Below are 19908 nucleotides of genomic sequence, written 5' to 3'. Positions count from 1 at the left end.
GTGGTCGTGGGCGACACGTTGCTGGACCGCGACGTGGACGGCAGCGTCCGCCGGGTCGCGCCCGACGCGCCCGCGCTCGTGCTCGACGAGGAGTCCACTGTGGACCGTGCGGGCGGGGCCGGCCTCGCCGCGGTGCTCGCCGCCGCCGACGGGCTCGAGGTGACGCTGGTGACCGCGCTCGCCGGCGACGCGGGCGGGCGGCGCCTGGCCGAGCTGATCACCGGGGCCGGCGTGCGGCTGCACGCGGTGACGCTGCCCGGCGCGACCCCGGAGAAGGTCCGGCTGCGGGCCCGCGGCCAGGTGCTGCTGCGGCTGGATCGGGGCGGCGCCGACCCGGCCCCGCCGGCCGATCCGGCCGGGGACGTGCGGGCGCTCCTCGACGCCGCCGACGCCGTTCTGGTCAGCGACTACGGCCGCGGCCTGACCGGGCGGCCGGGGCTGCGGGACGCGCTCGCCGCGACGGGTACGCCGCTCGTGTGGGACCCGCATCCCCGCGGCGCGGCGCCCGTCCCGGGGGCGCGGCTCGTGACCCCGAACGAGGCCGAGGCCCGGGCGTTCAGCGGTGACGAGGACGGTGGCGGGCGGATCGCCGCCGTCACCCGGGCCGGGCAGGAGCTGCGCCGGCGCTGGCGGGCCGGTGCGGTCGCCGTCACCACCGGGGCGAGCGGCGCGGTACTCTGCCACGCCGGCCCCACCCCGCTCATCGTGCCCGCGCCGAAGGTCTTCGCGGGCGACACCTGCGGCGCCGGGGACCGGTTCGCTGCGACGGCCGCGGGCGCCCTGGCCGCCGGGGCGCTGCCGTCCGAGGCCGTCGCGACGGCGGTGGCCGCCGCGAGCGCGTACGTCGGCCGCCGGCCCGCCGACCCGGCCGGGCCCACCGCCGCGAGCGGGTACGTCGGCCGCCGGCCCGCCCACGCCGCCGGGCCCACCGGCGGCGACGTGCACGAGCTCGTGGCCCGCATCCGGCGTGCCGGCGGCACGATCGTGGCCACCGGCGGCTGCTTCGACCTGCTGCACGCCGGGCACATCGCCACCCTGGAGGCGGCCCGGGCCCTGGGCGACGGCCTCGTCGTGTGCCTCAACTCCGATGCCGGCGTCCGCGGGCTCAAGGGCCCTGACCGGCCCGTCGTCGGCGAGGCGGACCGGGCCCGCCTGCTGCTGGCCCTCGCCTGCGTCGACGCCGTCGTCGTCTTCGACGAGCCGACCCCGGAGGCGACGCTGTCCTGGCTGCGGCCCGACATCTGGGTCAAGGGCGGCGACTACGCCGACGGTGGCCCGGCCCTGCCCGAGGCCCAGCTCGTCCGGCAATGGGGCGGGCAGACGGTCGTCGTGCCGTACCTCGAGGGCCGCTCCACCACCAAGCTGATCGGAGAAAGAACATGACCCGGACGATCGTGACCGGCGGCTCCAGTGGCCTGGGGGCCGCCGTCGTGGACGCCGCGCTGAAGGCCGGCGACCGGCCCTTCGTCATCGACCGGCAGGCGCCCGCCGGCGGCGTGCCCTGGATCGAGTGCGACCTGGCCGACACGCGGGCCGCCGAAGCGGCCACCCGCAAGGCGATCGCCGAGCTCGACGGCCTCGACGCGGTCGTCACCGCGGCCGGGATGGACGTGCCCGGCCGCCTCGCCGACGTACCCGCCGAGACCTGGGAGCGGATCCTCGCCGTGGACCTGCTCGCCCCGGCCGCGGTGATCCGGGCCGCGCTGCCGGCCCTCACCGACTCGCATGGCCACGTCGTCACCATCGCCTCCACGCTCGGCGTCAAGGCGGTCAGCGACGCGACCGCCTACTGCGCGGCAAAGTTCGGCGTGGTCGGGTTCACCCGGGCCCTGGCCGCCGAGCTCGCCGGGCAGGTCGGCGTCACGCTGGTCGTACCCGGCGGCATGCGCACCCGGTTCTTCGACGACCGCGACGAGCGGTACAAGCCCGGACCGGACGCGGTCCTCAACGACCCGGCCGCCGTCGCCGCCGCGATCATGTTCGCCATCGGCCAGCCCCGCGGCTGTGCCGTGCGCGAGCTCGTCATCTGCGCCGAGACGGAGACGTCGTACCCGTGATCCTGGTGCTGCGGGCCCTGGGCGTCGGCGACCTCGCCACCGGGGTGCCGGCGCTGCGGGGCCTGCGCCGGGCCTTCCCCGGCGAGCCGATCGTGCTCGCCGCCCCGGCGTGGCTGGCCCCGCTCGCGGCGCTCACCGGCGCGGTCGACCGGCTGCTGCCCTGCGACGGCCTCGACGAGCGGCTGCCCGAGCTGCACCCGGCCGTCGCGGTCAACCTGCACGGCCGCGGCCCGCAGTCGCACAGCCTGCTGCGCGCCACCCTCCCCCGGCGGCTGCTGGCGTTCGGCGAGGGGCCGCGCTGGCGGTTCGACGAGCACGAGGTCCTCCGCTGGTGCCGGATGCTGCGGTGGTACGGCCTGAGCGGCGACGAGGGCGACCTGGCCCTCGCCTGCCCCGACCCGCAGCGCCCGGGCGTCACGATCGTGCACCCGGGCGCCAAGTCCGGCCGGCGCCGCTGGCCGCCGGACCGGTTCGCCGCGGTCGCCCGGGCCCTGGCCGGCGGCGGGCACGACGTCGTCGTCACCGGCTCCCCGGCCGAGGCGCCGCTGGCCCGCCGCATCGTCGAGGCGGCGGGCCTGCCCCGCGCCGCGATGCTCGCCGGTGTGACGGGGCTGCGGGACCTGGCCGGGCTCGTCGGCCACGCGCGGCTGCTCGTCAGCGGCGACACCGGCATCGCCCACCTCGCCACCGCGTACGGCACGCCGTCGGTCGTCCTGTTCGGCCCGGTGCCGCCCCGGCTGTGGGGCCCGCCGCCGGACCGGCCCCAGCACGTGGCCATCTGGCGCGGCCACACCGCCGAGCCCGGCGACACCCCCGGCAGCGCCCCGCACCCGGCGCTGCTGGCCGTCGGCGTCGACGAGGTCGTGACGGCCGCCCGCCGGATCGCCGGGCACCCGTCGGCGTCGGCGAGGTCGTAGCCGGTCACTTTCCGTGGCGACCTTCCCAGGTCCGCGACACGTGGAGATCCGGGGCAGAAGCGCCGTGCGGCTTCTGGCAAACTGCCCGAATGCAACCACCGGCGAACGGCTGGACCGTCGGACCTCTGCCGCCCTCCGTGTACTGGCGCCGCCGGGCCATGGTGGCCGTCGTCGTCGTGGGCGCCCTGCTCATCGTGTGGATCTTCCTGCGCGGCGGGGACGGCGACGGCAAGCCGTCCGCGGTGGCCAGCGGGGCCGCGTCGGGCGCCGCGGGCACGCCGGGCTCGGTGGCGGCGACGACCCCGGGCGCCGAGTCGTCCGCGCCCCAGATCGTGCCGGCCAACCCCGAGTCGAGCTCGCCCCCGCCGGTCGAGCGCAGCGCGCCCCCGGCCAACGTCGCGCCCTGCGGCGACGACCAGATCGCCGTCATCGTGACCGCGACCCCGTCCCCCGGCGTCGTCGGCGGCACGTTCACGTTCAACATCAACGTCGCGAGCAAGGCCGCCGGCTGGTGCTCGCGCGACCTCGGCCCGGGCGCGCAGGAGGTGCAGGTGCTGCACGACGGCGCCCTGCTGTTCTCCTCCGACGACTGCGACGCCAAGAAGACCAGCGACGTGCGCGCCTTCGCGGCGGGCGACGCGGTGCGGTACCGCTTCGTCTGGAGCAGCTACCGGACCACCCCGCACGCCTGCGCGCCGGCGCAGAACCCGGCCCCGGCCGGCACCTACCAGGTCGTGGCGCGGGTCGGCACGAAGGTCAGCGGCCCGACCGACTTCACCATCAACCGCTGACCCGCCGCAGCGCCAAGGGCAACAGACAGAGCCCGATGCCGTACGCCACGATCAGCGCAAATCCGCCCGCGTGGCCCCGCTCCTCGACGACCGCGCCGCCGACGATCCCGGCCAGCGCGATCCCGGCGGCGCTGAGCGCGGACATGAGCGCGAACGCCTGGGTGAGCCGCCCCCGGGGCACCCCCGCCTCGACGAGCGTGCCGGCCACGATGATGACCGGCCCCACGCCCAGCCCGACGGCGAACAGCGCCGGGAACGCCGCCACGGGCAGCAGCACGGCCCCCGCCGCGACGAGCGCCCCCGCGGCCAGGAACCGCAGCCAGGGCGCGGCCCGCCAGCGCACGGTGCCGTACAGCGCGCTGCCCACGAGGCTGCCGGCGCTCATCGTCAGGTAGTACACGCCGGCCAGTCCCATGCGCCCGTGCGCCTCGGCCAGCGCGGTGACGGCGAGCTGTGTGGTGCCGAACAGCAGCCCCAGGAGCACGTTCGCGGCGCCGAGCGCGACCAGCGGCGTGGCCGGCCCGGACGCCACCGTGCGGGACGGCCCCGCGGGCTGCCCCGGCGGCATCGTCCGGCGTTGCAGGGCCAGCCCGAGGGTCGCGCCCACCACGAGCGCGCCCGCGACCGCCACCCCGGCCGCCGGCGCGAGCAGCACGACCGCACCGGAGGCGGCGAGCGGCCCGGCGATGAAGGCGGCGTCGTTGGCGAGCGACTCGAGCGCGAACGCGGCGTCGATGCGCGGATCCCCGTGCAGCAGATGGCTCCAGCGGGCGGCCGCCAACGCCCCGAGCTGCGGCACCCCGGCCCCGGCGGCCGCGGCGGCGACCATCGCGACCCCGGCGGGGGCCGCGGTGGCCAGCGCCGCGACGAGGCCGCCGAGCGCGGCGAGGTGCACGACCGCGATGACCGGCAGCGCCCGCCCCTGCCCGGCGCGGTCGGCGAACCGCCCGACGAGCGTCCCGCCGACGGCCTCGCTGGCCGCGAAGACCCCGCCGACGAGCCCGGCCCGCACGTAGTCGCCGTACGCGGCCACCCCGGCGAGGACGACGCTCAGCCCGTACATCGACACCCCGAGGCGGCCGATCGCCGTCGTTGCGAAGAACGCGGCGGCGCCGGGGATGCGCAGCACGGAGAGGTACGACACAGGTTTGATTTTTCCCGGCCCGGAAATGGGACGCACTGTGGGCGATGTGAAAGTCGGCACAGCGTCGTGGACGGACAAGACCCTGCTCGAGTCGGGCTGGTACCCGCCGGAGGCCGACTCGCCCGAACGGCGCCTCGGCTACTACGCGGAGCACTTCCCGCTGGTGGAGGTCGACTCGACGTACTACGCCCCGCCCGCCGAGCACACGACGCGCCTGTGGGCCGGGCGCACCCCGCCCGGCTTCACCTTCAACATCAAGGCGTTCAGCCTCATGACGGGCCACCCGACGAAGGTGTCGGCGCTGCCGAAGGACCTGCGCCCCGACGTCGCGAAGGCGAACGTGTACCCGAAGGACCTGCCGGCCCAGACGTACGAGGACGTGTGGTCGCGCTTCCTGACCGCCCTCGACCCCCTGGCCGACGCGGGCAAGCTGGGCCTGCTGCTGTTCCAGTTCCCGCCGTGGTTCACGATCCGCCGCGCGAACAAGCAGACCCTGCTGGAGGTGGCGGCGCGCTGCAAGCCCCTGCGCGTGGCGATCGAGTTCCGCCACGCGTCCTGGTTCGAGGACGACAACCGCGCCGAGACCCTGGACTTCCTGCGTACGCACGACCTGCCGTACGTGGTCGTGGACATGCCGCAGGGCCACCGCTCCTCGGTCCCCGCGGTCGTGGAGGCGACGTCGGACGTGGCGGTGGTGCGCTTCCACGGGCACAGCGAGCACTGGACGAGCAAGGACATCCACGAGAAGTTCGGCTACCTGTACTCCACGCCGGAACTGCGCGAGTGGGCCCCGAAGATCTCGGCCCTGGCCGCGACCACGGGCCGGACCCACGTGCTCATGAACAACTGCTACGCCGACTACGCCCAGCGCAACGCGGCCGAGCTGGACGAGCTCCTCCGGCAGTGATGCACCGAGTGTCAGCGGTCCGTCACGACTTGCGCACCTCGGTGGAGTCGATCCCGTAATCGCGCCATGTACATGACGTGATGTCGCGAGCGCCGGCACCTGCAGCGCTGCCGCCGCTACCCCGGGCTCGCCGCGGGCCTCCCGGTCGACGAGCGCCTGCTCGGGCAGGTCGGCGAGCGGCTGGAGCACTGGGCCTTCATGATCAAGCGGCTGCGGGGGTACCTGGCATGAGCGGAGCGGCCTGATGGAGCGGCGCAACCCGTACCTCGTGCTGGGCATCATGTTCGGGGCGACCCCGGACGAGGCCCGGGAGGCGCTCGCCCGGCGGCTCAAGGCCGTCCGCGCCGACGACGACAGCGCGCGGCCCGGCAGGACGGCCTCCGCGCGGCCCTGCGCCAGATCGAGGAGGGCCCGCAGCCGGCGGCCGCCGGCCTGACGCCGTACCGGGGGCCGGCCGACCCGGACGCCCTCGCGGTGACCGGCTCGGGACTGTTCGCATCGCCGGTCGAGCCTCGTTCGTCACCGACGCGGACGTGGCCACGGCGCTGCGGAGCCTGCAGGCCGCCGCGGCGCACGAACACCTGCGGCGGCTCGTCGAGATCCGCGCGGAGCGGCTCGGCCCGCCGCCGCCGTAGGGTCCAGGCGCGGAAGTGCAACCCCGGCGACCTCGGCTTCGGCCCTGGCACCTTCGACGCGCTGCACGCCCTGATCTGCCGCAACCTCCCGGGCGGCGGTGCGGACGTGTGGGACGGCGCTCGCTTTGTTCGACTGAGTCGCGGCTTACCTGGACGGGGGGCTGACAGACGACGCTCGGCCGATGGTGCGCGGCAGCCTTCGGCTCCGGCAATGTGTAAGCGTGGTTCCTTTTCGTTGTTGCCTGCGGTTATGCCTCTTGGCCGTTGTTTGCTGCCTGGCTCGTGCGGGTCGTCATTCGGTGGTCCCTGTCCTGTCTCGCGCTATTTGAAACGGGATCCTGGTTTCTGGCGTGATTTGGGATAATCGATAGGTGTTGGGGCAGCGGGGGTTGTTCAGTCGGGCCGAAATTACTGGTATGTATGACGCTACTCGGCGGCGTAATTATTCGCCTGGCGGTGAGACGTTTCGGAAGGAACATCAGCGGCATCGCGATTGGGGGCTTACGCAGCGGTACGACAAGAAGCTCTGCGACAAGTTCGGCAGCGTTGAAGCGGCGGATGCGTATTTTGCGCAGCGGGCCCGCGAAGCTCTTGCGCCGACGCCCTCAGAATCGCCTGTCGAACCGGCCGAATGCCCGGTCCCGCCGGTTGGGCCTGGCGTATGTCGTGTGGAAATCGGTCACGGGAGCATGAGCAGCGGGGCGGCGGCGCCCGTCGTCCAGCCGCCGTCGAGAACGGCCAGGGCGTCGGCGGTCGCGGCCGCCCGGAGGCTCGCCGAGCGCGCGCCCGGCACGATCCGCACGCCATCCCCCGTGGTCGCTACCGGCACGATCCGGGAGCGCGCGGCGTGGACCGACGCCGTGCCGTGCACCGGTGCCGACGGCAGCGGGCGGCGGGGGCGGCCCGCGAGGGTCGACAGCAGCGGCTCCAGCAGGGTGAGGGCGGCGACCAGGCCCGCGTACGGGTTGCCGGGCAGGCCCGCTACCCACCGGCCGTCCGGCGTGCTCGCGAGCGCCTGCGGGTGGCCGGGGCGGCAGGCTACGCCGTCGACGTGCCAGGTCGACGCGCGCGCGTCAAGCACCGCGCGGAGGTGGTCGGCGGCGCCGGCCGAGGACGATCCGGTGACCACGACCACGTCGGCGGCCGACGTGGACAGGGCCGCGCCCAGCGCCGCCGGGTCGTCGCGCACGGACCGGTACGCGCCCAGTTCCCCGCCCGCCCGCGCTACCACCGCGGCCAGCAGCGGCTCGAACGCGTCGCGCACCTGGCCGGGGCCGGGCACGCCGCGCAGCACCACCTCGTCACCGGTGACGAGCACGTCAACGACCGGGCGCGGATGCACCCAGACGCGCTCGACGCCCGTCTGCGCGGCCAGGCCCGCGGCCGCCGCCGTCACCGGGCGGCCCGAGGGCACGAGCACGTCGCCGCGGGCCGCGTCCTCGCCCGCGCGGCGGATGTGCGCGCCGGCCAGCGCGCCGGCCACGGTGTCGCCGACGCGGCGGCAGTCCTCGTACGGCACCACGCCCTCGCACCCGGCCGGCACCCGCGCCCCGGTCGCGATCTCGACCGCCGAGCCGGGAAAGAGCCGGGCGAACTGCGGCCCGCCGGCCCGCACCTGCCCGGCGACCCGCCATGGGGGCGGCCCGGACACCGCGTAGCCGTCCATCGCCGCCGCGTCGAACGCCGGTGCCGGGGTGGCCGCGACGATCGGGGCGGCCAGGATCTGCCCGGCCGCGCACCGGATCGCCGTCAGCGCCGGCGCGAGCGGGCCGGCCGCGCCCCAGGCCGTGGCGTGGGCGTCGGACCAGGCGGTGGTGCGCGTCGTCGACATTGCCCGCACTGCACCACACCAGGGTGTCGCCGCCGCTACCAAGGCCTCTCGACCGCCGTCGCGGCGCTGTGAGGACCCGGTCAGGGCAGCAGGAGCTCGGACCGGTCGCGGGTGGCGAGCAGGTCCCACAGGGCCGTGGCGATGTCGGCCGGGTCCACCTGGGGGATCTTCGACACGTCGATGCCGTCGCCGAGGGCGCCCGACGTCATCGCCCGGTGGCCCGCGCTGCCCGTGACCATCGCGCCGACGTGTACGACCCCCGCGTAGACGCCGGTGCCGGCGAGCTCGGCGTTGAGGGCGAGCACCCAGTTGCGCGCGGCCGCCATCGCCGGGCCGAGGCCGCCCAGGCGCGGCATCGGGTTGAGCGCGGAGATGCCCTGCACGAGCAGGATGCCGCCGGCGCCGCGTGAGCGCAGGCCCGGCAGGGCGGCGCGGACGAGCTCGACCGGGGTCAGCAGGTGCAGGTTCAGGTGGTGCTGCAGGCCGGCCGCGTCCAGGGCGGCCGTCGAGGCGAACAGGTCGGTGGTGATCGGGGCGTACTCCAGCACGTCCACGGGGCCGAGGCGGTCCTCGATCCGGGCGAGCAGGTCCGGTACCGCCGCCGGGTCGGAAAGATCCGCCGGGAACGCCGCGGACTCGATGCCCTGCGCCGCCAGCTCGCCGGCAAGCGTTTCGAGGCGGGAGGCGGTGCGGGCCACTAGCGCGACGCGATACCCGGCGCGGCCGAAGCGGTGTGCGACGGCGGTGCCGAGGCCGGTTCCGGCGCCGAACACGGCGATCGTCCTGGAAGTTGACATAGCCCTCAACTTACGCCCCGTAGGCTTGGGGCGTGACGGAGGGGGTACGGCTGCGCCGTGACGCGCAGCGCAACCTGGAGCGGCTGATGGCGGCCGCGGCCGAGGCGTTCCGCGAGCGCGGCCTGCAGGTGCCGCTCGAGGAGATCGCGCAGCGGGCGGGAGTCAGCCCGGGCACGCTGTACAACCGGTTCCGGGGCCGCGACGCGCTCATCGACGCCGTGATGCCCGCCCTGGTCGAGGCCGGGGTCCGCGACGCGCTCGCCCGCGCCGAGACGGTCGAGGACCCGTGGGAGGCGCTGACGTTGTACGTCACGCTGGTCTGCGAGCTCCAGGCCGGCAACCCGGCCCTCAACGACGCCGTCAGCCGCCGCTTCCCCGACGCCGAGGCGCTCACCGCGATCTGCGACGCGCAGATGGACCAGGCCCGCGGGCTGCTGGAGCGGGCCCAGCGCGCCGGGGCGGTGCGGCCCGACTGCACGGCCGAGGACCTGGCGTACCTGTTCTGGTCGACGGCCACGATCGTGCGCGCGACCGCGGCCGCCGCCCCGCGGACCTGGCGCCGGGCCCTGGCCATCAACCTCGACGGCCTGCGGGCCCGGGCGGCCGGCCCCCCGCTGCCGGAGCCCCCGATGACTGCCGCGCAAGTACACCGATCGATGCTGGAGATGTGATGCGATTTCGTAAGCTCGGCAGTTCCGACCTCGAGGTGTCGGAGATCTCGCTCGGCTCGTGGCTGACGTACGCCGGGGGGATCGAGGCCGACCAGACCCGCGCCTGCACCGAGGCCGCGTTCGACGCCGGGATCAACTTCTTCGACACGGCGAACGTGTACGGGCGCGGCGCGGCCGAGGAGGCGTGGGGCGCGATCCTGTCCGAGCACCCGCGCGACTCGTACATCCTCGCCACCAAGGTGTGGGGCCAGATGTCCGATACCGACCAGGGGCTCTCGGCGGACCAGATCGCCAAGCAGATCGACGCCTCGCTGCGCCGGCTGCGCACCGACCACGTCGACCTGTACCAGGCCCACCGGTTCGACACGAGCGTGCCGATCGAGGAGACCGTCGACGCGCTGCAGCTCGTGGTGAGCCAGGGCAAGGCGCGGTACCTCGGCTTCAGCGAGTGGACGCCGGAGCAGATCCGGGCCGCGATCGACATCGCCGGGCCCGACCTGTTCGTGTCGTCGCAGCCGCAGTACTCCATGCTGTGGCAGGCCCCGGAGGCCGAGGTCTTCGGGCTGAGCGCGGACAACGGCATCTCGCAGATCGTCTGGTCGCCGCTGGCCCAGGGCGTGCTGACCGGCAAGTACAAGCCCGGGCAGCCGATCCCGGCCGGGTCGCGGTTCGCCAGCGACTCGATGAACGCGTCGAAGGACCTCGTGCTGCGCGACGAGTTCCTCGAGGCCGTCCAGCGGCTCGTGCCGATCGCCGAGGGGCTGGGCGTCACGCTGCCGACCCTCGCCCTGGCCTGGGTGCTGCGGCGCACCGAGGTCGCCTCGGCCATCACCGGCGCGTCGCGCCCCGAGCAGGTCCACGCGAACGCGGCCGCGGCCGGCGTGACCCTCGACGACGACGTGCTCGCCCGCATCGACGCCGCGCTCGGCGACGTGCCGATCACCGAGCCGACCCTGGCCCCGTTCGCCCAGGAGGGTGTACTGCACCGCTGAAGCCTTGGCCGTTTGACCCAGGTCGATTCGGGCACCCATATCAGTGGGAGACTTCGCAATCACACTGGGAGACGACTATGAGCTTCGGTGACAAGGTCGAGCACAAGGCGGAAGAGGCCAAGGGCCAGGCGAAGGAGAGCTGGGGCACGGCCACCGGCGACCCGGACCTGCGCGCCGAGGGGCGTGCGGACCAGGACGAGGCCAACGTCAAGCAGGCCGGCGACAAGGTCAAGGACGCCGCTCACGACGTCAAGGACGCGCTCAGCTGATCCAGCGCTGAACATCTGAACCAAACCGAGCCCGGCCCCGTTGAACCTTGACGGGGCCGGGCTCGTACCCGTCCACGTGAACGGGCGGACGACGTGGTGGCTCCTGGCCGTGCTGGCCGGGGTCCTCGGCGTCCTCGTCGCGCCCGCGCGGCCCGCCGCCGCGCATGCAGTCATGACCACGTCCAGCCCCGCGCCCGGTACGCTCGTCGCCTCCGCGCCGGCCGAGATCCGGCTCACCTTCAACGAACCCGTCCGCGTCGTGCCCGGCCGCTCGCAGGTGGTCGCCCCGGACGGCAAGCGCATCGACGACGGCGACCCGGCGCCCGCCGGCGACGGCCTGACGATCCGGCTGCGCGCCATCGACCGGCCCACCGGCACCTACGTGGTCAGCTACCGGGTCATCTCCGGCGACAGCCACCCGGTGTCGGGGTCGTTCACGTTCTCCGTCGGCGCCCCGTCCACGCCCGCGGCCGGCACCGAGCCGATCGGCACCGACCCGATCGTGCGGGTGGCGATGCCGGTCGCGAAGTATGCCGGCTACGCCGGACTCGTCCTGCTCGTCGGCTCCGCGGCGATGCTGGCGCTGTGGTACCCGCGCCGCCTCCCCCGCCGGCCGCTGCTGCGCCTGGCCCGGGCCGGGGTGGCCGCGATCGCCGGCGGCACCGTCGCCGGGCTGTGGTTGCAGGCCCCGGCCGCGTCCGGGGCGGCACTGCTGGACGTCTCCCCCGCCGAGCTGCGCGAGGTGGTGCTCAGCCCGTTCGGCCTGGCGATGCTGGGCCGGCTGGTCGCCCTGGCCGTCGCCGCGGTCCTCGTGGCCCGGCTGCGCCGCCGCCCGGGCCGGCGCCTCGGCCTCGCCCTGCTCGCGACGGCCGCGGCCGGCCTGGTGACGTGGCCGCTGGCCGGGCATCCGGTGGCGTCGCCGTTCGCGGGGCTGCTGGTCGGCGCCGACGTCGTGCACCTGGGCGCCATGGGGCTGTGGCTGGGCGGGCTGGCCGGCCTGTGGGCGGTCGTGCTGCGCCGCGCCGACCCGCGGGAGCTGCGCCTGATCCTGCCGTCCTGGTCGCGGTGGGCGATGGCGTCGGTGTACTGGCTCGTCGCCGCCGGCACGCTGCAGGCGGTCGTGCAGATGGGCGGCTGGGCGGCGATCGGCTCCAGCGCGTACGGCCGGACGCTGCTCGTGAAGGTCGGCCTCGTCGCCGCCGTGCTCGCGGTGGCGGCCTGGTCGCGGCGGATGGTCCAGCGCGGCCGGCCCGGGCTGCTGCGCCGGGCCGTGGGCGTCGAGGCGGGCATCGCGGCCGCGGTGCTCGCCGCGAGCGCGGTGCTGGTGCAGCTCGCTCCGGGGCGCACGGCCGGGGTCGAGGCGCAGGCTGCGGCCCAGGCGCAGGGGTTCGCGACCACGCTGACGAGCCCGCTCTATGCGGTGCAGTTCGAGGTGTACCCGGCGGAGGTGAGCGAGTACAACAGCTTCCACGCGTTCGTCTACTCGCCCGAGGGCAAGCCGCTGCCGGTCGTGGAGTGGACGGTCACCGCGTCGCTGCCCGAGCGCGGCATCGAGCCGATGCCCAACCCGGTCTTCACCGTCACCGGCAACCAGGGCCTGGGCAACATCACGTTCCCGATGGCGGGACGGTGGCGGCTCAGCATCACGCTGCGAGTGTCCGACTTCGATCAGGCCACGGTCACCGCCGACGTTCCGGTCCGCTGAGCTCAGTCCCGGCGCGGCGGGACGCCCTCGAGGACCTCCACCGTCACCTGGTAGCCGTCCCACTGCACCCGCACCCGGCTGAGCAGCCGCGTGCCCGGCCACATGACCTCGGCGCGGCCGACCACCACCTGGGGCAGGGCCAGGTGGCTGGGCTTGGGCAGGAAGCTCTTCACGTTGCCGGCCACGATGTTCATCAGCTCGCCGGCCGCGTCCTGGATGTCGTCGGGCTTCACCGAGGACAGCTCGAGCATCTCGGCGGCGAGGGCGGCGGCCGCGCCGAGGCCGCCGCGCAGCACGACGGTGCCGAGCCACGCGCCGGCCACGCCGACGCTCGCGGTGATCTCGGCGTGGTTGCCGGGCGCCTCCTCGTCCACCGAGACGGTCGGGCTGGTACCGAGGTACGCGGTCCACACCTGCCAGATGATGCCCTCGAGATCCTCGGGGGAAAACGGCTCGCCGGCCATGGAACTCCTACACCAGCTGGAAGCGGGACACGATCCGTTGCAGGTCCCCGGACATGCGGGCCAGGTCGTCGGCGGCGGTGCGGGCCTGCACCACGCCGTCGTTGGTGAGCTGGCTGGCCCGGGCCACGCCGGTGATGTTGTCGGCGATCCGGCCCGCGTTGTCGGCCGCGAACGACACGCTGCGGCTCATCTCGCCGGTCGTGGCGCTCTGCTCCTCGACGGCCGCGGCGATCGTCGCCGGCCACGACGTGCCCGACCGTGCGCACGGTCCGGTTCGCCAGCCAACCCGACATGCCGCTCACCCCTCTCCACCCGCCCCATCGGTTGCGGGACGGGTGCCTTGAGGGTTCCGGGCCCGGCAGATGATCACCAGGAGTGCATGGTGCCGTCCAACAGGCGGTTCACGGGCAGCGCGGCGGGCTTGTACGGGTACTGCGCGGCGAGCTCCTCGTCGATGTCGACGCCGAGCCCGGGCTCCTCCGACGGGTGCAGGTAGCCGCCCTCGAAGCGGTACCCGTGCGGGAACACGGCGTCGGTCTCGGTCGTGTGGCGCATGTACTCCTGCAGCCCGAAGTTGGGCACGGCCAGGTCGAGGTGCAGGGCCGCGGACATGCACACCGGGGACAGGTCGGTGGCGCCGTGGCTGCCGGTGCGCACGTGGTAGAGCCCGGCGAGGTCGAAGATGCGGCGCAGGTGGGTGATGCCGCCGGCGTGCACGACCGTGGCCCGGATGTAGTCGATGAGCTGCTCGCGGACGAGCGTCTCGCAGTCCCAGACGGTGTTGAACACCTCGCCGACGGCGATCGGGGTGGTGGTGTGCCGCCGGATCAGCCGGAAGCCCTCCTGCAGCTCGGCCGGGACCGGGTCCTCCATCCAGGTCAGCGCGTAGGGCTCGAGGCTCTTGCCGAGCCGGGCCGCCTCGATCGGGGTGAGCCGGTGGTGCACGTCGTGCAGTAGCTTCAGCCCCGGCCCGAACTCGGCGCGGACCTGCGCGAAGACGCTCGGGACGTGGTTGAGGTACGCCTCCGTCGACCACGTCGCCTCCGAGGCGATGGCGGCGTCGGCCGGCTCGTAGAACAGCTTGTCCTTGCTCACCCCGTAGGTGGTGCCGAGGCCGGGCACGCCGGTCTGCACGCGCACGGCGCGGTAGCCGAGGTCGGCGTAGCGGGCGATCTCGGCGAGCACGTCGTCGACGGTCTCGGCGTTGGCGTGGCCGTACACCGTGACGCCCTCGCGGCTACGCCCGCCCAGCAGCTGGTAGACGGGCAGCCCGGCGACCTTGCCCTTGATGTCCCACAGGGCGGTGTCGACGGCGGCGATGGCGGACATGGTGACCGGGCCGCGCCGCCAGTACGCGCCCTTGTACAGGTACTGCCAGGTGTCCTCGATCCGGGCCGGGTCCCGGCCGATGAGCGCCGGGATCACGTGCTCGGTGAGGTAGGCGGCCACGGCGAGCTCGCGGCCGTTGAGGGTGGCGTCGCCGACCCCGGTGACACCGTCGTCGGTGACGATCTTCAGGGTGACGAAGTTCCGGCCGGGGCAGGTGACGATGACCCGGGCGTCGGCGATGCGCACGTCAGTCGACCTCTTCCTTGACTCGGGCGACGAGCTGGGTCGGGTTGACGATCCGCAGCGCCAGCACGAGCAGCACGAGCATGGTCGCGGTGTACACGACCGCCATCGCGTCGATGGACTGCTGGGCGCGGATGCCGGGCGAGGCCATCTCGGCGTAGAGCTTCACGACCAAGGTGGACGACTCCTCGTCGGCGGTGAGGAACGTCAGCTCGAACATGCCGATCGTACGCACCAGCACCAGGATCGAGGCGGCGAGGATGCCGGGCACGAGCAGCGGGGCCAGGATGCGCGTGAACACCTGGCGGGTGCCGGCGCCGCACATGCGGGCCGCGCGCTCGATGCCCGGGTCGATCTGCTCGATGAACGGGGTCATGGTGAGGATGACGAACGGCACCGAGGGCACCAGGTTGGCCAGGATGACGCCCGACAGGTGGCCGGCGAGGTCGTACTTGTACAGCACCGTCGCCAGCGGGATCCCGTACGTCATCGGCGGCATGAGGATCGGCAGCAGGAACGCGAGGTACACCACCCGCTGCCCCGGGAAGCGGCGCCGGGCGAGCACGTAGGCGGCGGGGACGCCCACGAGCAGGGAGACCACGACGACGGCGAGGGACACCTCCAGGGTCACCAGCAGCACGTGCAGCAGGTCGAACTCGTCCCAGGCCTGGCTGTACCACTGCGTGGTGAACCCCTGCGGCAGCCAGGTGTCGAACCACTGCTTGCCGAACGAGCTCACGAGCACCGAGCCGACGACCCCGGCCAGGTTGAGCATGAAGAAGATGACGGCGCCCCACACCAGCCAGGCCGCGGGGCGGGCGACGATCCGGCGGCTCATCCCTTGCCTCCCGTCGGTCCGGTGTACAGCAGGGAGCGGCCGCCCAGCACGATCCCGATCACGATCAGCTCGACGAGGCCCATGACGATGGCGATGGCCGAGCCCTGGGCGTAGTCGTAGTGCTGGTAGCGGGCCTGCCAGGCGGCGTACGCGATGACCCGGGTCTCCCCCGCCGGGTCACCCACGAGCACCGCGGACGGGAAGACGCTGTAGGCCAGCACGAACGTCAGGCAGAACGTGGTCGCCAGGCCCGGTGCGAGCAGCGGCAGCGTGATGCGCCGGAACCGTTGCCACCAGCGGGCGCCGAGGGTGGCCGCGGCGCGCTCCAGGGTCGGGTCGATGCCGGACAGGTACGACAGCACCAGCAGGAACGCGAACGGGAACCCGGTGATGACGAGGGACAGGAACACGCCCCAGGAGTTGTGCACGAGCCGGATCGGGGTGTCGATGACCCCGGCGTCGAGCAGCGTCCGGTTGAGCCAGCCGGTCGGGCCGAGGTAGTTGAGCAGGCCCTGGGCGGTCAGCACGGTGCCGAGCGTGATGGGCACGACGAGCAGGGTGGTGACGGCCCGCTTGCCGCGGAAGCGGCCGCGCATCCGGTACGCGATCGGCACCGACGCGGCGACGTTGAGCACGGCGGCGGGCAGCGCGATGCGCAGCGTCGTCCAGATCGTGTCGCGGTCGTAGGCGTCGGCGAAGAAGCTGCGGTACGCCTCGAACGGCCCGCCCTTGTCCGGCTGGAACGACAGCCCGACGCCGTAGGCGAACGGGTAGATGAACAGCAGCACCACGAACGCGGCGGCCGGGGCGAGCAGCCACAGCTGCCGGTCGACGCCGCGTTCGGCGAGCCGGTGGCGCAGCGCGACCATCAGCCCTCCCCCTCCGCCGGGTAGACCAGGATGTGCTTGGAGGTCACGGTGATCGGGTCCTCGGGCGCGAGCCGGGCGGTGGTGCGCAGGTGCAGCAGGAGCCCGTCGCCGGTGCGCGCCTCGACGGCCATTTCCCGTCCCTGGTACTCCACGACGTCCACGACGCAGCGGAGCCCCTCCTCGCCCGGGACGAGATGCTCGGGCCGGACGGCCGCGACCACCGCGTCGCCCGGGCGGATGTCGCCCACCGCGGTGCCCGTGAACGACACGCCCTCGACGCTGATGCCGACCTGGTCGCCCGCGACGTGCTCGGCCCGGGCCCGCAGCAGGTTGCGGAAGCCCATGAAGTCGGCGACGTGCGCGTTGGCCGGCCGGTCGTGCAGCTCCTCCGGCGTGCCGATCTGCTGGACCTCCCCGGCGCGCAGCACCACGAGGCGGTCGGCGAGCGACAGCGCCTCCTCCTGGTCGTGGGTGACGTACACGGTGGTGAGGCCGAGGCGCTGGTGCAGCCGCCGGATCTCGGTGCGCATCTCCAGCCGCAGCTTGGCGTCCAGATTGGACAGTGGCTCGTCCATGAGCACCAGCGACGGGGACACGACGATGGCGCGGGCGATCGCGACCCGCTGCTGCTGGCCGCCGGAGAGCTGGCCGGGCAGCTTCGCCGCGTGCTCCTCCAGGCGCACCAGCCGGAGCGCCTCGTCGGTGCGGGTGCGTACCTCGGCCCGGGGCAGGCGGCGCATCTGCAGCCCGAACGCGATGTTGCTGCGCACGCTCAGGTGCGGGAAGAGCGCGTAGTTCTGGAACACCATGCCGAAGCCGCGCCGCTCCGGCGGGAGCGTGTCGAGGCGCCGGTCGTCGAGCCAGATGCGCCCCTCCGACAACGGCAGCAGCCCGGCCAGGCAGTTGAGCGCCGTGGTCTTGCCGCAGCCGGACGGCCCGAGCAGCGCGATGAACTCCCCGCGCTCGATCTCGAGGTCGAGGTTCGCCAGTGCGGCGTGACCCGCGAACCTGCGGGTCACGCCGTCCAGACGGATCATTTGTTCACCTTCGCGCCACCGATCTCACGGTCCCACTTGTCGAAGGCGGCCACCAGCGCCTTGGCGTCCAGCGGCGTCTCCAGCGGGTTGTTCGCGATCAGCGCGTCGTACTCCGGCCGGCCGTAGTCGGCGATCGCCTTCTGGCTGTCGGCGGGCGCCATCGACAGCGGCACGTCCTTGACCGCCGGGCCCGGGTAGAAGTACCCCTTGTCGTACGCCTTCGCCTGCTGCTCCTTCGTGAGCATGGACTTGAGCAGCAGCAGGATCGCGGACTGCTTGTCGGCCGAGACGCCCTTGGGCACGGTCACGTAGTGCGCGTCGGTGACCCAGTGGAAGCCCTGCAGCGAGCCGATCGCGGCCTCCTTGGGCACCTGGCCGAGCACGCGCGGGTTGATGTCCCAGCCGGTGGTGCTGACGATGATCTTCGCGGAGCCGTTGGCGATGCTCTTCATCGTCTCGCTGGTCGCCGACGGGTACAGCGTCACGTACTTGTTCAGCTCGGCCAGGTAGGCCCAGGTCTTCTCCCAGCCGGCGACCGGGTCCTTGGGGTCCTTGTCGCCGAGCAGGTACGGCAGGCCCATGAGGAACGTGCGGCCGGGCCCGGAGTTGGCGGGCCGCGCGTACTGCACCGTGCCCGGGTTCGCCTTGGCGTAGGCCAGCAGGTCCGCCGCGGTCTTCGGCGGGTTGGGGACCTTCGCCGGCAGGTACTCGATCAGCGGCCCGGACGGGTAGTAGGTGACGGTGACGCCGAACTCGCCGGCCAGCTTCTGCATCGCCTGGGCGCCCGGCTGGTAGTCGGCCGTCACCTTGCCCGAGATCGGCAGCCACAGGTTCTGGTCGATGCCGGCGGCGAGGCCGTCGACGCCGGTGAGCACGACGTCGATGTCCACGCGGCCGGCGTCCTGCTGCGCCTTGATCTTCCCGGCCAGCTCGGGGGCGGTCGCCTTGGAGTACGTCACCTTGGAGATGACCTTCGGGTTCTTCTGCGCGAACTCGTCGATCATGCCCTGGGTGAGCTGCAGGTCGCCGGCGACGTCGAGGATGTTGAGGCTGACCGGCGCGCTCGGGGTGTCGGGCACGGTGCCGCCGCTCTCGGCGGTCGTGCCGGCGGGCTTATCGGGCGCACCGCAGGCGGCCACGAGGGCGAGGGTGGCGATCAGGACGGTGGCGCGTTTCGGCAGGACGGTGGCGCGTTTCGGGAGAAACATGGCGGATTCCCTTCTGGCGCTAGGGATTCGCTGGTCCGGTGCTGTCGCGGACCATGAGATGGGACTCGAGCTCCCGGCGCTGGATCGGGTGCGCCGGGTCCTCGAGCAGCTGCAGGAGCAGGTCCACGCCGGCGCGGCCGGTCTGCTCCTTGGGCTGGGCGAGCGTGGTCAGCGCGGGGCTGACCATCTCGGAGAGCACGATGTCGTCGAAGCCCATGACGCTGATCCGCCCGGGCACGGCGACGCCGCGCGCCGCGAACCGGCTGAGCATGCCGATCGCGACCAGGTCGTTGTAGCCGAGGACCGCGGTGACCCCGGTGGCGAGCACCTGGTCGGCCGCGGCGACCCCACCGGCGAAGCGCGGCACCACGTTGCCGGTCTCGACGAGCTCGACGGCGGCCTCCGCGCAGGCCTGGCGCAGCGCCCGCAGGCGTTCCCGGTTGGACCAGGACGCCTTGGGCCCGGGCACGTACGCCACGCGCCGGTGCCCGAGCGCGGTCAGGTGCCCGACCGCGTGCCGCAGCCCGTCGGCGCTGTTGGTGGTGACCGACGGGACCCGCCCGACGCGCCGGTTGAGCAGCACGATCGGCGTGTCGCCGGTCAGCGCGCGCACCTCGTCCTCGCTCATGCGCGGCGAGCACAGGATCAGCCCGTCGACCTGCTTGCTGAGGTTGCGCACCAGGCCGGCCTCGGCGGTGGGGTCCTCGTCGGTGTCGGCGAGGAAGACCGCGTAGTCGAACTCACGGGCGCGGGCCTGCACGCCCTTGACGACGCCGGGGAAGAAGGGGTTGGCCAGGTCGGGCACGAGCAGCCCGAGGTTGCCGGTGCGCCCGGTGATCAGCCCGCGGGCGGCCCGGTTGGGGTGATAGCCGAGCGCGGCGACGGCCTGCTGCACGCGCAGGCGGGTGTGTTCACGCACGAGATCGGGCGAGGCGAGCGACCGGCTGACGGTGGACGCCGAAACCCCGGCGACACGCGCCACGTCCTTGATCGTCACCACCATCGACGCCTCCCATCGATCACCGTGAAGTCTGCAAACCTTTTCATAATCTTGTCAATCCCCTGGCTCGCTTCGCTCGCGTTGGGGGAGCAGGCTCCACCCAAACCCCCTCAAGATCTACGCCAGCGCATTCGGGCCGCCCGGAGTCGCGCCGGGATGCGCCCTCCGCACGGCCGCCGGCACACGGCAGGGCTTGGCGAATAA

21 protein-coding genes are annotated in these 19908 nt (G+C 73.7%); 10 read left to right on the top strand and 11 right to left on the bottom strand.

What is annotated here, in order from left to right; translation table 11 throughout:
- The 4 genes from ACPPVO_RS27940 (at position 1) to ACPPVO_RS27925 (ending at position 3765) form a co-directional block, all read left to right on the top strand.
- Positions 1–1383, top strand: coding sequence for a PfkB family carbohydrate kinase (locus tag ACPPVO_RS27940; protein WP_426514704.1), 1383 nt, complete (start codon positions 1–3; stop codon positions 1381–1383).
- A complete protein-coding gene (locus ACPPVO_RS27935; RefSeq protein ID WP_426514115.1) occupies positions 1380–2057 on the top strand; it encodes an SDR family oxidoreductase in 678 nt (225 codons plus the stop codon). The genes ACPPVO_RS27940 and ACPPVO_RS27935 overlap by 4 nt, the downstream gene beginning before the upstream one ends.
- Entirely contained in the window at positions 2054–2974 is a 921-nt protein-coding gene (locus tag ACPPVO_RS27930; protein ID WP_426514114.1) for a glycosyltransferase family 9 protein, read from the top strand. The genes ACPPVO_RS27935 and ACPPVO_RS27930 overlap by 4 nt, the downstream gene beginning before the upstream one ends.
- Positions 2975–3063: 89 nt before the next feature.
- Positions 3064–3765 (top strand): hypothetical protein, encoded by a 702-nt coding sequence (locus ACPPVO_RS27925; RefSeq protein ID WP_426514113.1) that lies wholly within the window; start codon positions 3064–3066, stop codon positions 3763–3765.
- Here ACPPVO_RS27925 and ACPPVO_RS27920 read toward each other — a convergent pair.
- The gene (locus tag ACPPVO_RS27920; RefSeq protein WP_426514112.1) at positions 3755–4909 is read right to left on the bottom strand and encodes a hypothetical protein; all 1155 of its coding nucleotides are present in this window, start codon (positions 4907–4909) and stop codon (positions 3755–3757) included. The genes ACPPVO_RS27925 and ACPPVO_RS27920 overlap by 11 nt on opposite strands.
- Positions 4910–4946: 37 nt before the next feature.
- Between ACPPVO_RS27920 and ACPPVO_RS27915 the strand changes: the two genes are divergently transcribed.
- Both ACPPVO_RS27915 and ACPPVO_RS27910 read left to right on the top strand, forming a co-directional pair.
- On the top strand, positions 4947–5816 hold the full coding sequence (locus ACPPVO_RS27915) for a DUF72 domain-containing protein (RefSeq protein ID WP_426514111.1): 870 nt from the start codon (positions 4947–4949) through the stop codon (positions 5814–5816).
- Between the two features lie 244 nt (positions 5817–6060).
- Positions 6061–6252, top strand: coding sequence for a hypothetical protein (locus ACPPVO_RS27910; RefSeq protein ID WP_426514110.1), 192 nt, complete (start codon positions 6061–6063; stop codon positions 6250–6252).
- A gap of 878 nt (positions 6253–7130) precedes the next feature.
- Here the strand turns inward: ACPPVO_RS27910 and ACPPVO_RS27905 are convergent.
- The gene (locus ACPPVO_RS27905; protein WP_426514109.1) at positions 7131–8282 is read right to left on the bottom strand and encodes a molybdopterin molybdotransferase MoeA; all 1152 of its coding nucleotides are present in this window, start codon (positions 8280–8282) and stop codon (positions 7131–7133) included.
- Between the two features lie 80 nt (positions 8283–8362).
- Positions 8363–9079 (bottom strand): SDR family NAD(P)-dependent oxidoreductase, encoded by a 717-nt coding sequence (locus tag ACPPVO_RS27900; protein ID WP_426514108.1) that lies wholly within the window; start codon positions 9077–9079, stop codon positions 8363–8365.
- A gap of 32 nt (positions 9080–9111) precedes the next feature.
- On the opposite strand from ACPPVO_RS27900, the gene ACPPVO_RS27895 reads away from it, so the two are divergent.
- From ACPPVO_RS27895 to ACPPVO_RS27880, 4 genes are all read left to right on the top strand, one after another.
- On the top strand, positions 9112–9750 hold the full coding sequence (locus tag ACPPVO_RS27895) for a TetR/AcrR family transcriptional regulator (RefSeq protein WP_426514107.1): 639 nt from the start codon (positions 9112–9114) through the stop codon (positions 9748–9750).
- Positions 9750–10742: an aldo/keto reductase family protein gene (locus ACPPVO_RS27890; RefSeq protein WP_426514106.1), complete on the top strand. Its 993-nt coding sequence runs from the start codon at positions 9750–9752 to the stop codon at positions 10740–10742. Before ACPPVO_RS27895 ends, ACPPVO_RS27890 begins: the two co-directional genes overlap by 1 nt.
- Before the next feature lie 77 nt (positions 10743–10819).
- Entirely contained in the window at positions 10820–11011 is a 192-nt protein-coding gene (locus ACPPVO_RS27885; protein ID WP_360370600.1) for a CsbD family protein, read from the top strand.
- A 40-nt stretch (positions 11012–11051) separates the two neighbouring features.
- A complete protein-coding gene (locus ACPPVO_RS27880; protein WP_426514105.1) occupies positions 11052–12716 on the top strand; it encodes a copper resistance protein CopC in 1665 nt (554 codons plus the stop codon).
- Between the two features lie 2 nt (positions 12717–12718).
- Here ACPPVO_RS27880 and ACPPVO_RS27875 read toward each other — a convergent pair whose 3' ends face one another.
- The 8 genes from ACPPVO_RS27875 to ACPPVO_RS27840 all read right to left on the bottom strand — a co-directional run bounded on the left by ACPPVO_RS27875 (position 12719) and on the right by ACPPVO_RS27840 (position 19707).
- A complete protein-coding gene (locus ACPPVO_RS27875) occupies positions 12719–13180 on the bottom strand; it encodes a chemotaxis protein CheX (RefSeq protein WP_426514104.1) in 462 nt (153 codons plus the stop codon).
- 7 nt (positions 13181–13187) lie between these two features.
- On the bottom strand, positions 13188–13370 hold the full coding sequence (locus ACPPVO_RS27870) for a hypothetical protein (RefSeq protein ID WP_426514103.1): 183 nt from the start codon (positions 13368–13370) through the stop codon (positions 13188–13190).
- 176 nt (positions 13371–13546) lie between these two features.
- Positions 13547–14755, bottom strand: a complete 1209-nt coding sequence (gene manD / locus ACPPVO_RS27865) for a D-mannonate dehydratase ManD (RefSeq protein WP_426514102.1) — start codon at positions 14753–14755, stop codon at positions 13547–13549.
- 1 nt (position 14756) lies between these two features.
- Positions 14757–15590 carry an ABC transporter permease gene (locus ACPPVO_RS27860; RefSeq protein WP_360370588.1) on the bottom strand — a complete coding sequence of 278 codons (834 nt, stop codon included), beginning with the start codon at positions 15588–15590 and terminating at the stop codon, positions 14757–14759.
- On the bottom strand, positions 15587–16459 hold the full coding sequence (locus tag ACPPVO_RS27855) for an ABC transporter permease (RefSeq protein WP_426514101.1): 873 nt from the start codon (positions 16457–16459) through the stop codon (positions 15587–15589). Before ACPPVO_RS27855 ends, ACPPVO_RS27860 begins: the two co-directional genes overlap by 4 nt.
- Positions 16459–17496, bottom strand: a complete 1038-nt coding sequence (locus ACPPVO_RS27850) for an ABC transporter ATP-binding protein (protein WP_426514100.1) — start codon at positions 17494–17496, stop codon at positions 16459–16461. The genes ACPPVO_RS27855 and ACPPVO_RS27850 overlap by 1 nt, the downstream gene beginning before the upstream one ends.
- On the bottom strand, positions 17493–18704 hold the full coding sequence (locus tag ACPPVO_RS27845) for an extracellular solute-binding protein (protein ID WP_426514099.1): 1212 nt from the start codon (positions 18702–18704) through the stop codon (positions 17493–17495). Before ACPPVO_RS27845 ends, ACPPVO_RS27850 begins: the two co-directional genes overlap by 4 nt.
- Positions 18705–18723: 19 nt before the next feature.
- Positions 18724–19707 (bottom strand): LacI family DNA-binding transcriptional regulator, encoded by a 984-nt coding sequence (locus tag ACPPVO_RS27840; protein WP_426514098.1) that lies wholly within the window; start codon positions 19705–19707, stop codon positions 18724–18726.
- Between the last annotated feature and the right edge of the window lie 201 nt (positions 19708–19908).

The organism is Dactylosporangium sp. McL0621, from assembly GCF_049995355.1.
GTDB lineage: Bacteria > Actinomycetota > Actinomycetes > Mycobacteriales > Micromonosporaceae > Dactylosporangium.
This window is presented reverse-complemented; position numbering and strand designations above follow the sequence as displayed.

Bases quoted from the DNA above. Each gene is read 5' to 3' on its own strand.
- ACPPVO_RS27935 (WP_426514115.1), top strand. From the start codon at position 1,380: ATGACCCGGACGATCGTGACCGGCGGCTCCAGTGGCCTGGGGGCCGCC.
- ACPPVO_RS27925 (WP_426514113.1), top strand. From the start codon at position 3,064: ATGCAACCACCGGCGAACGGCTGGACCGTCGGACCTCTGCCGCCCTCC.
- ACPPVO_RS27910 (WP_426514110.1), top strand. From the start codon at position 6,061: ATGGAGCGGCGCAACCCGTACCTCGTGCTGGGCATCATGTTCGGGGCG.
- ACPPVO_RS27905 (WP_426514109.1), bottom strand. From the start codon at position 8,282: ATGTCGACGACGCGCACCACCGCCTGGTCCGACGCCCACGCCACGGCC.
- ACPPVO_RS27900 (WP_426514108.1), bottom strand. From the start codon at position 9,079: ATGTCAACTTCCAGGACGATCGCCGTGTTCGGCGCCGGAACCGGCCTC.
- ACPPVO_RS27890 (WP_426514106.1), top strand. From the start codon at position 9,750: ATGCGATTTCGTAAGCTCGGCAGTTCCGACCTCGAGGTGTCGGAGATC.
- ACPPVO_RS27885 (WP_360370600.1), top strand. From the start codon at position 10,820: ATGAGCTTCGGTGACAAGGTCGAGCACAAGGCGGAAGAGGCCAAGGGC.
- ACPPVO_RS27875 (WP_426514104.1), bottom strand. From the start codon at position 13,180: ATGGCCGGCGAGCCGTTTTCCCCCGAGGATCTCGAGGGCATCATCTGG.
- ACPPVO_RS27870 (WP_426514103.1), bottom strand. From the start codon at position 13,370: ATGAGCCGCAGCGTGTCGTTCGCGGCCGACAACGCGGGCCGGATCGCC.
- ACPPVO_RS27860 (WP_360370588.1), bottom strand. From the start codon at position 15,590: ATGAGCCGCCGGATCGTCGCCCGCCCCGCGGCCTGGCTGGTGTGGGGC.
- ACPPVO_RS27855 (WP_426514101.1), bottom strand. From the start codon at position 16,459: ATGGTCGCGCTGCGCCACCGGCTCGCCGAACGCGGCGTCGACCGGCAG.
- ACPPVO_RS27850 (WP_426514100.1), bottom strand. From the start codon at position 17,496: ATGATCCGTCTGGACGGCGTGACCCGCAGGTTCGCGGGTCACGCCGCA.
- ACPPVO_RS27845 (WP_426514099.1), bottom strand. From the start codon at position 18,704: ATGTTTCTCCCGAAACGCGCCACCGTCCTGCCGAAACGCGCCACCGTC.
- ACPPVO_RS27840 (WP_426514098.1), bottom strand. From the start codon at position 19,707: ATGGTGGTGACGATCAAGGACGTGGCGCGTGTCGCCGGGGTTTCGGCG.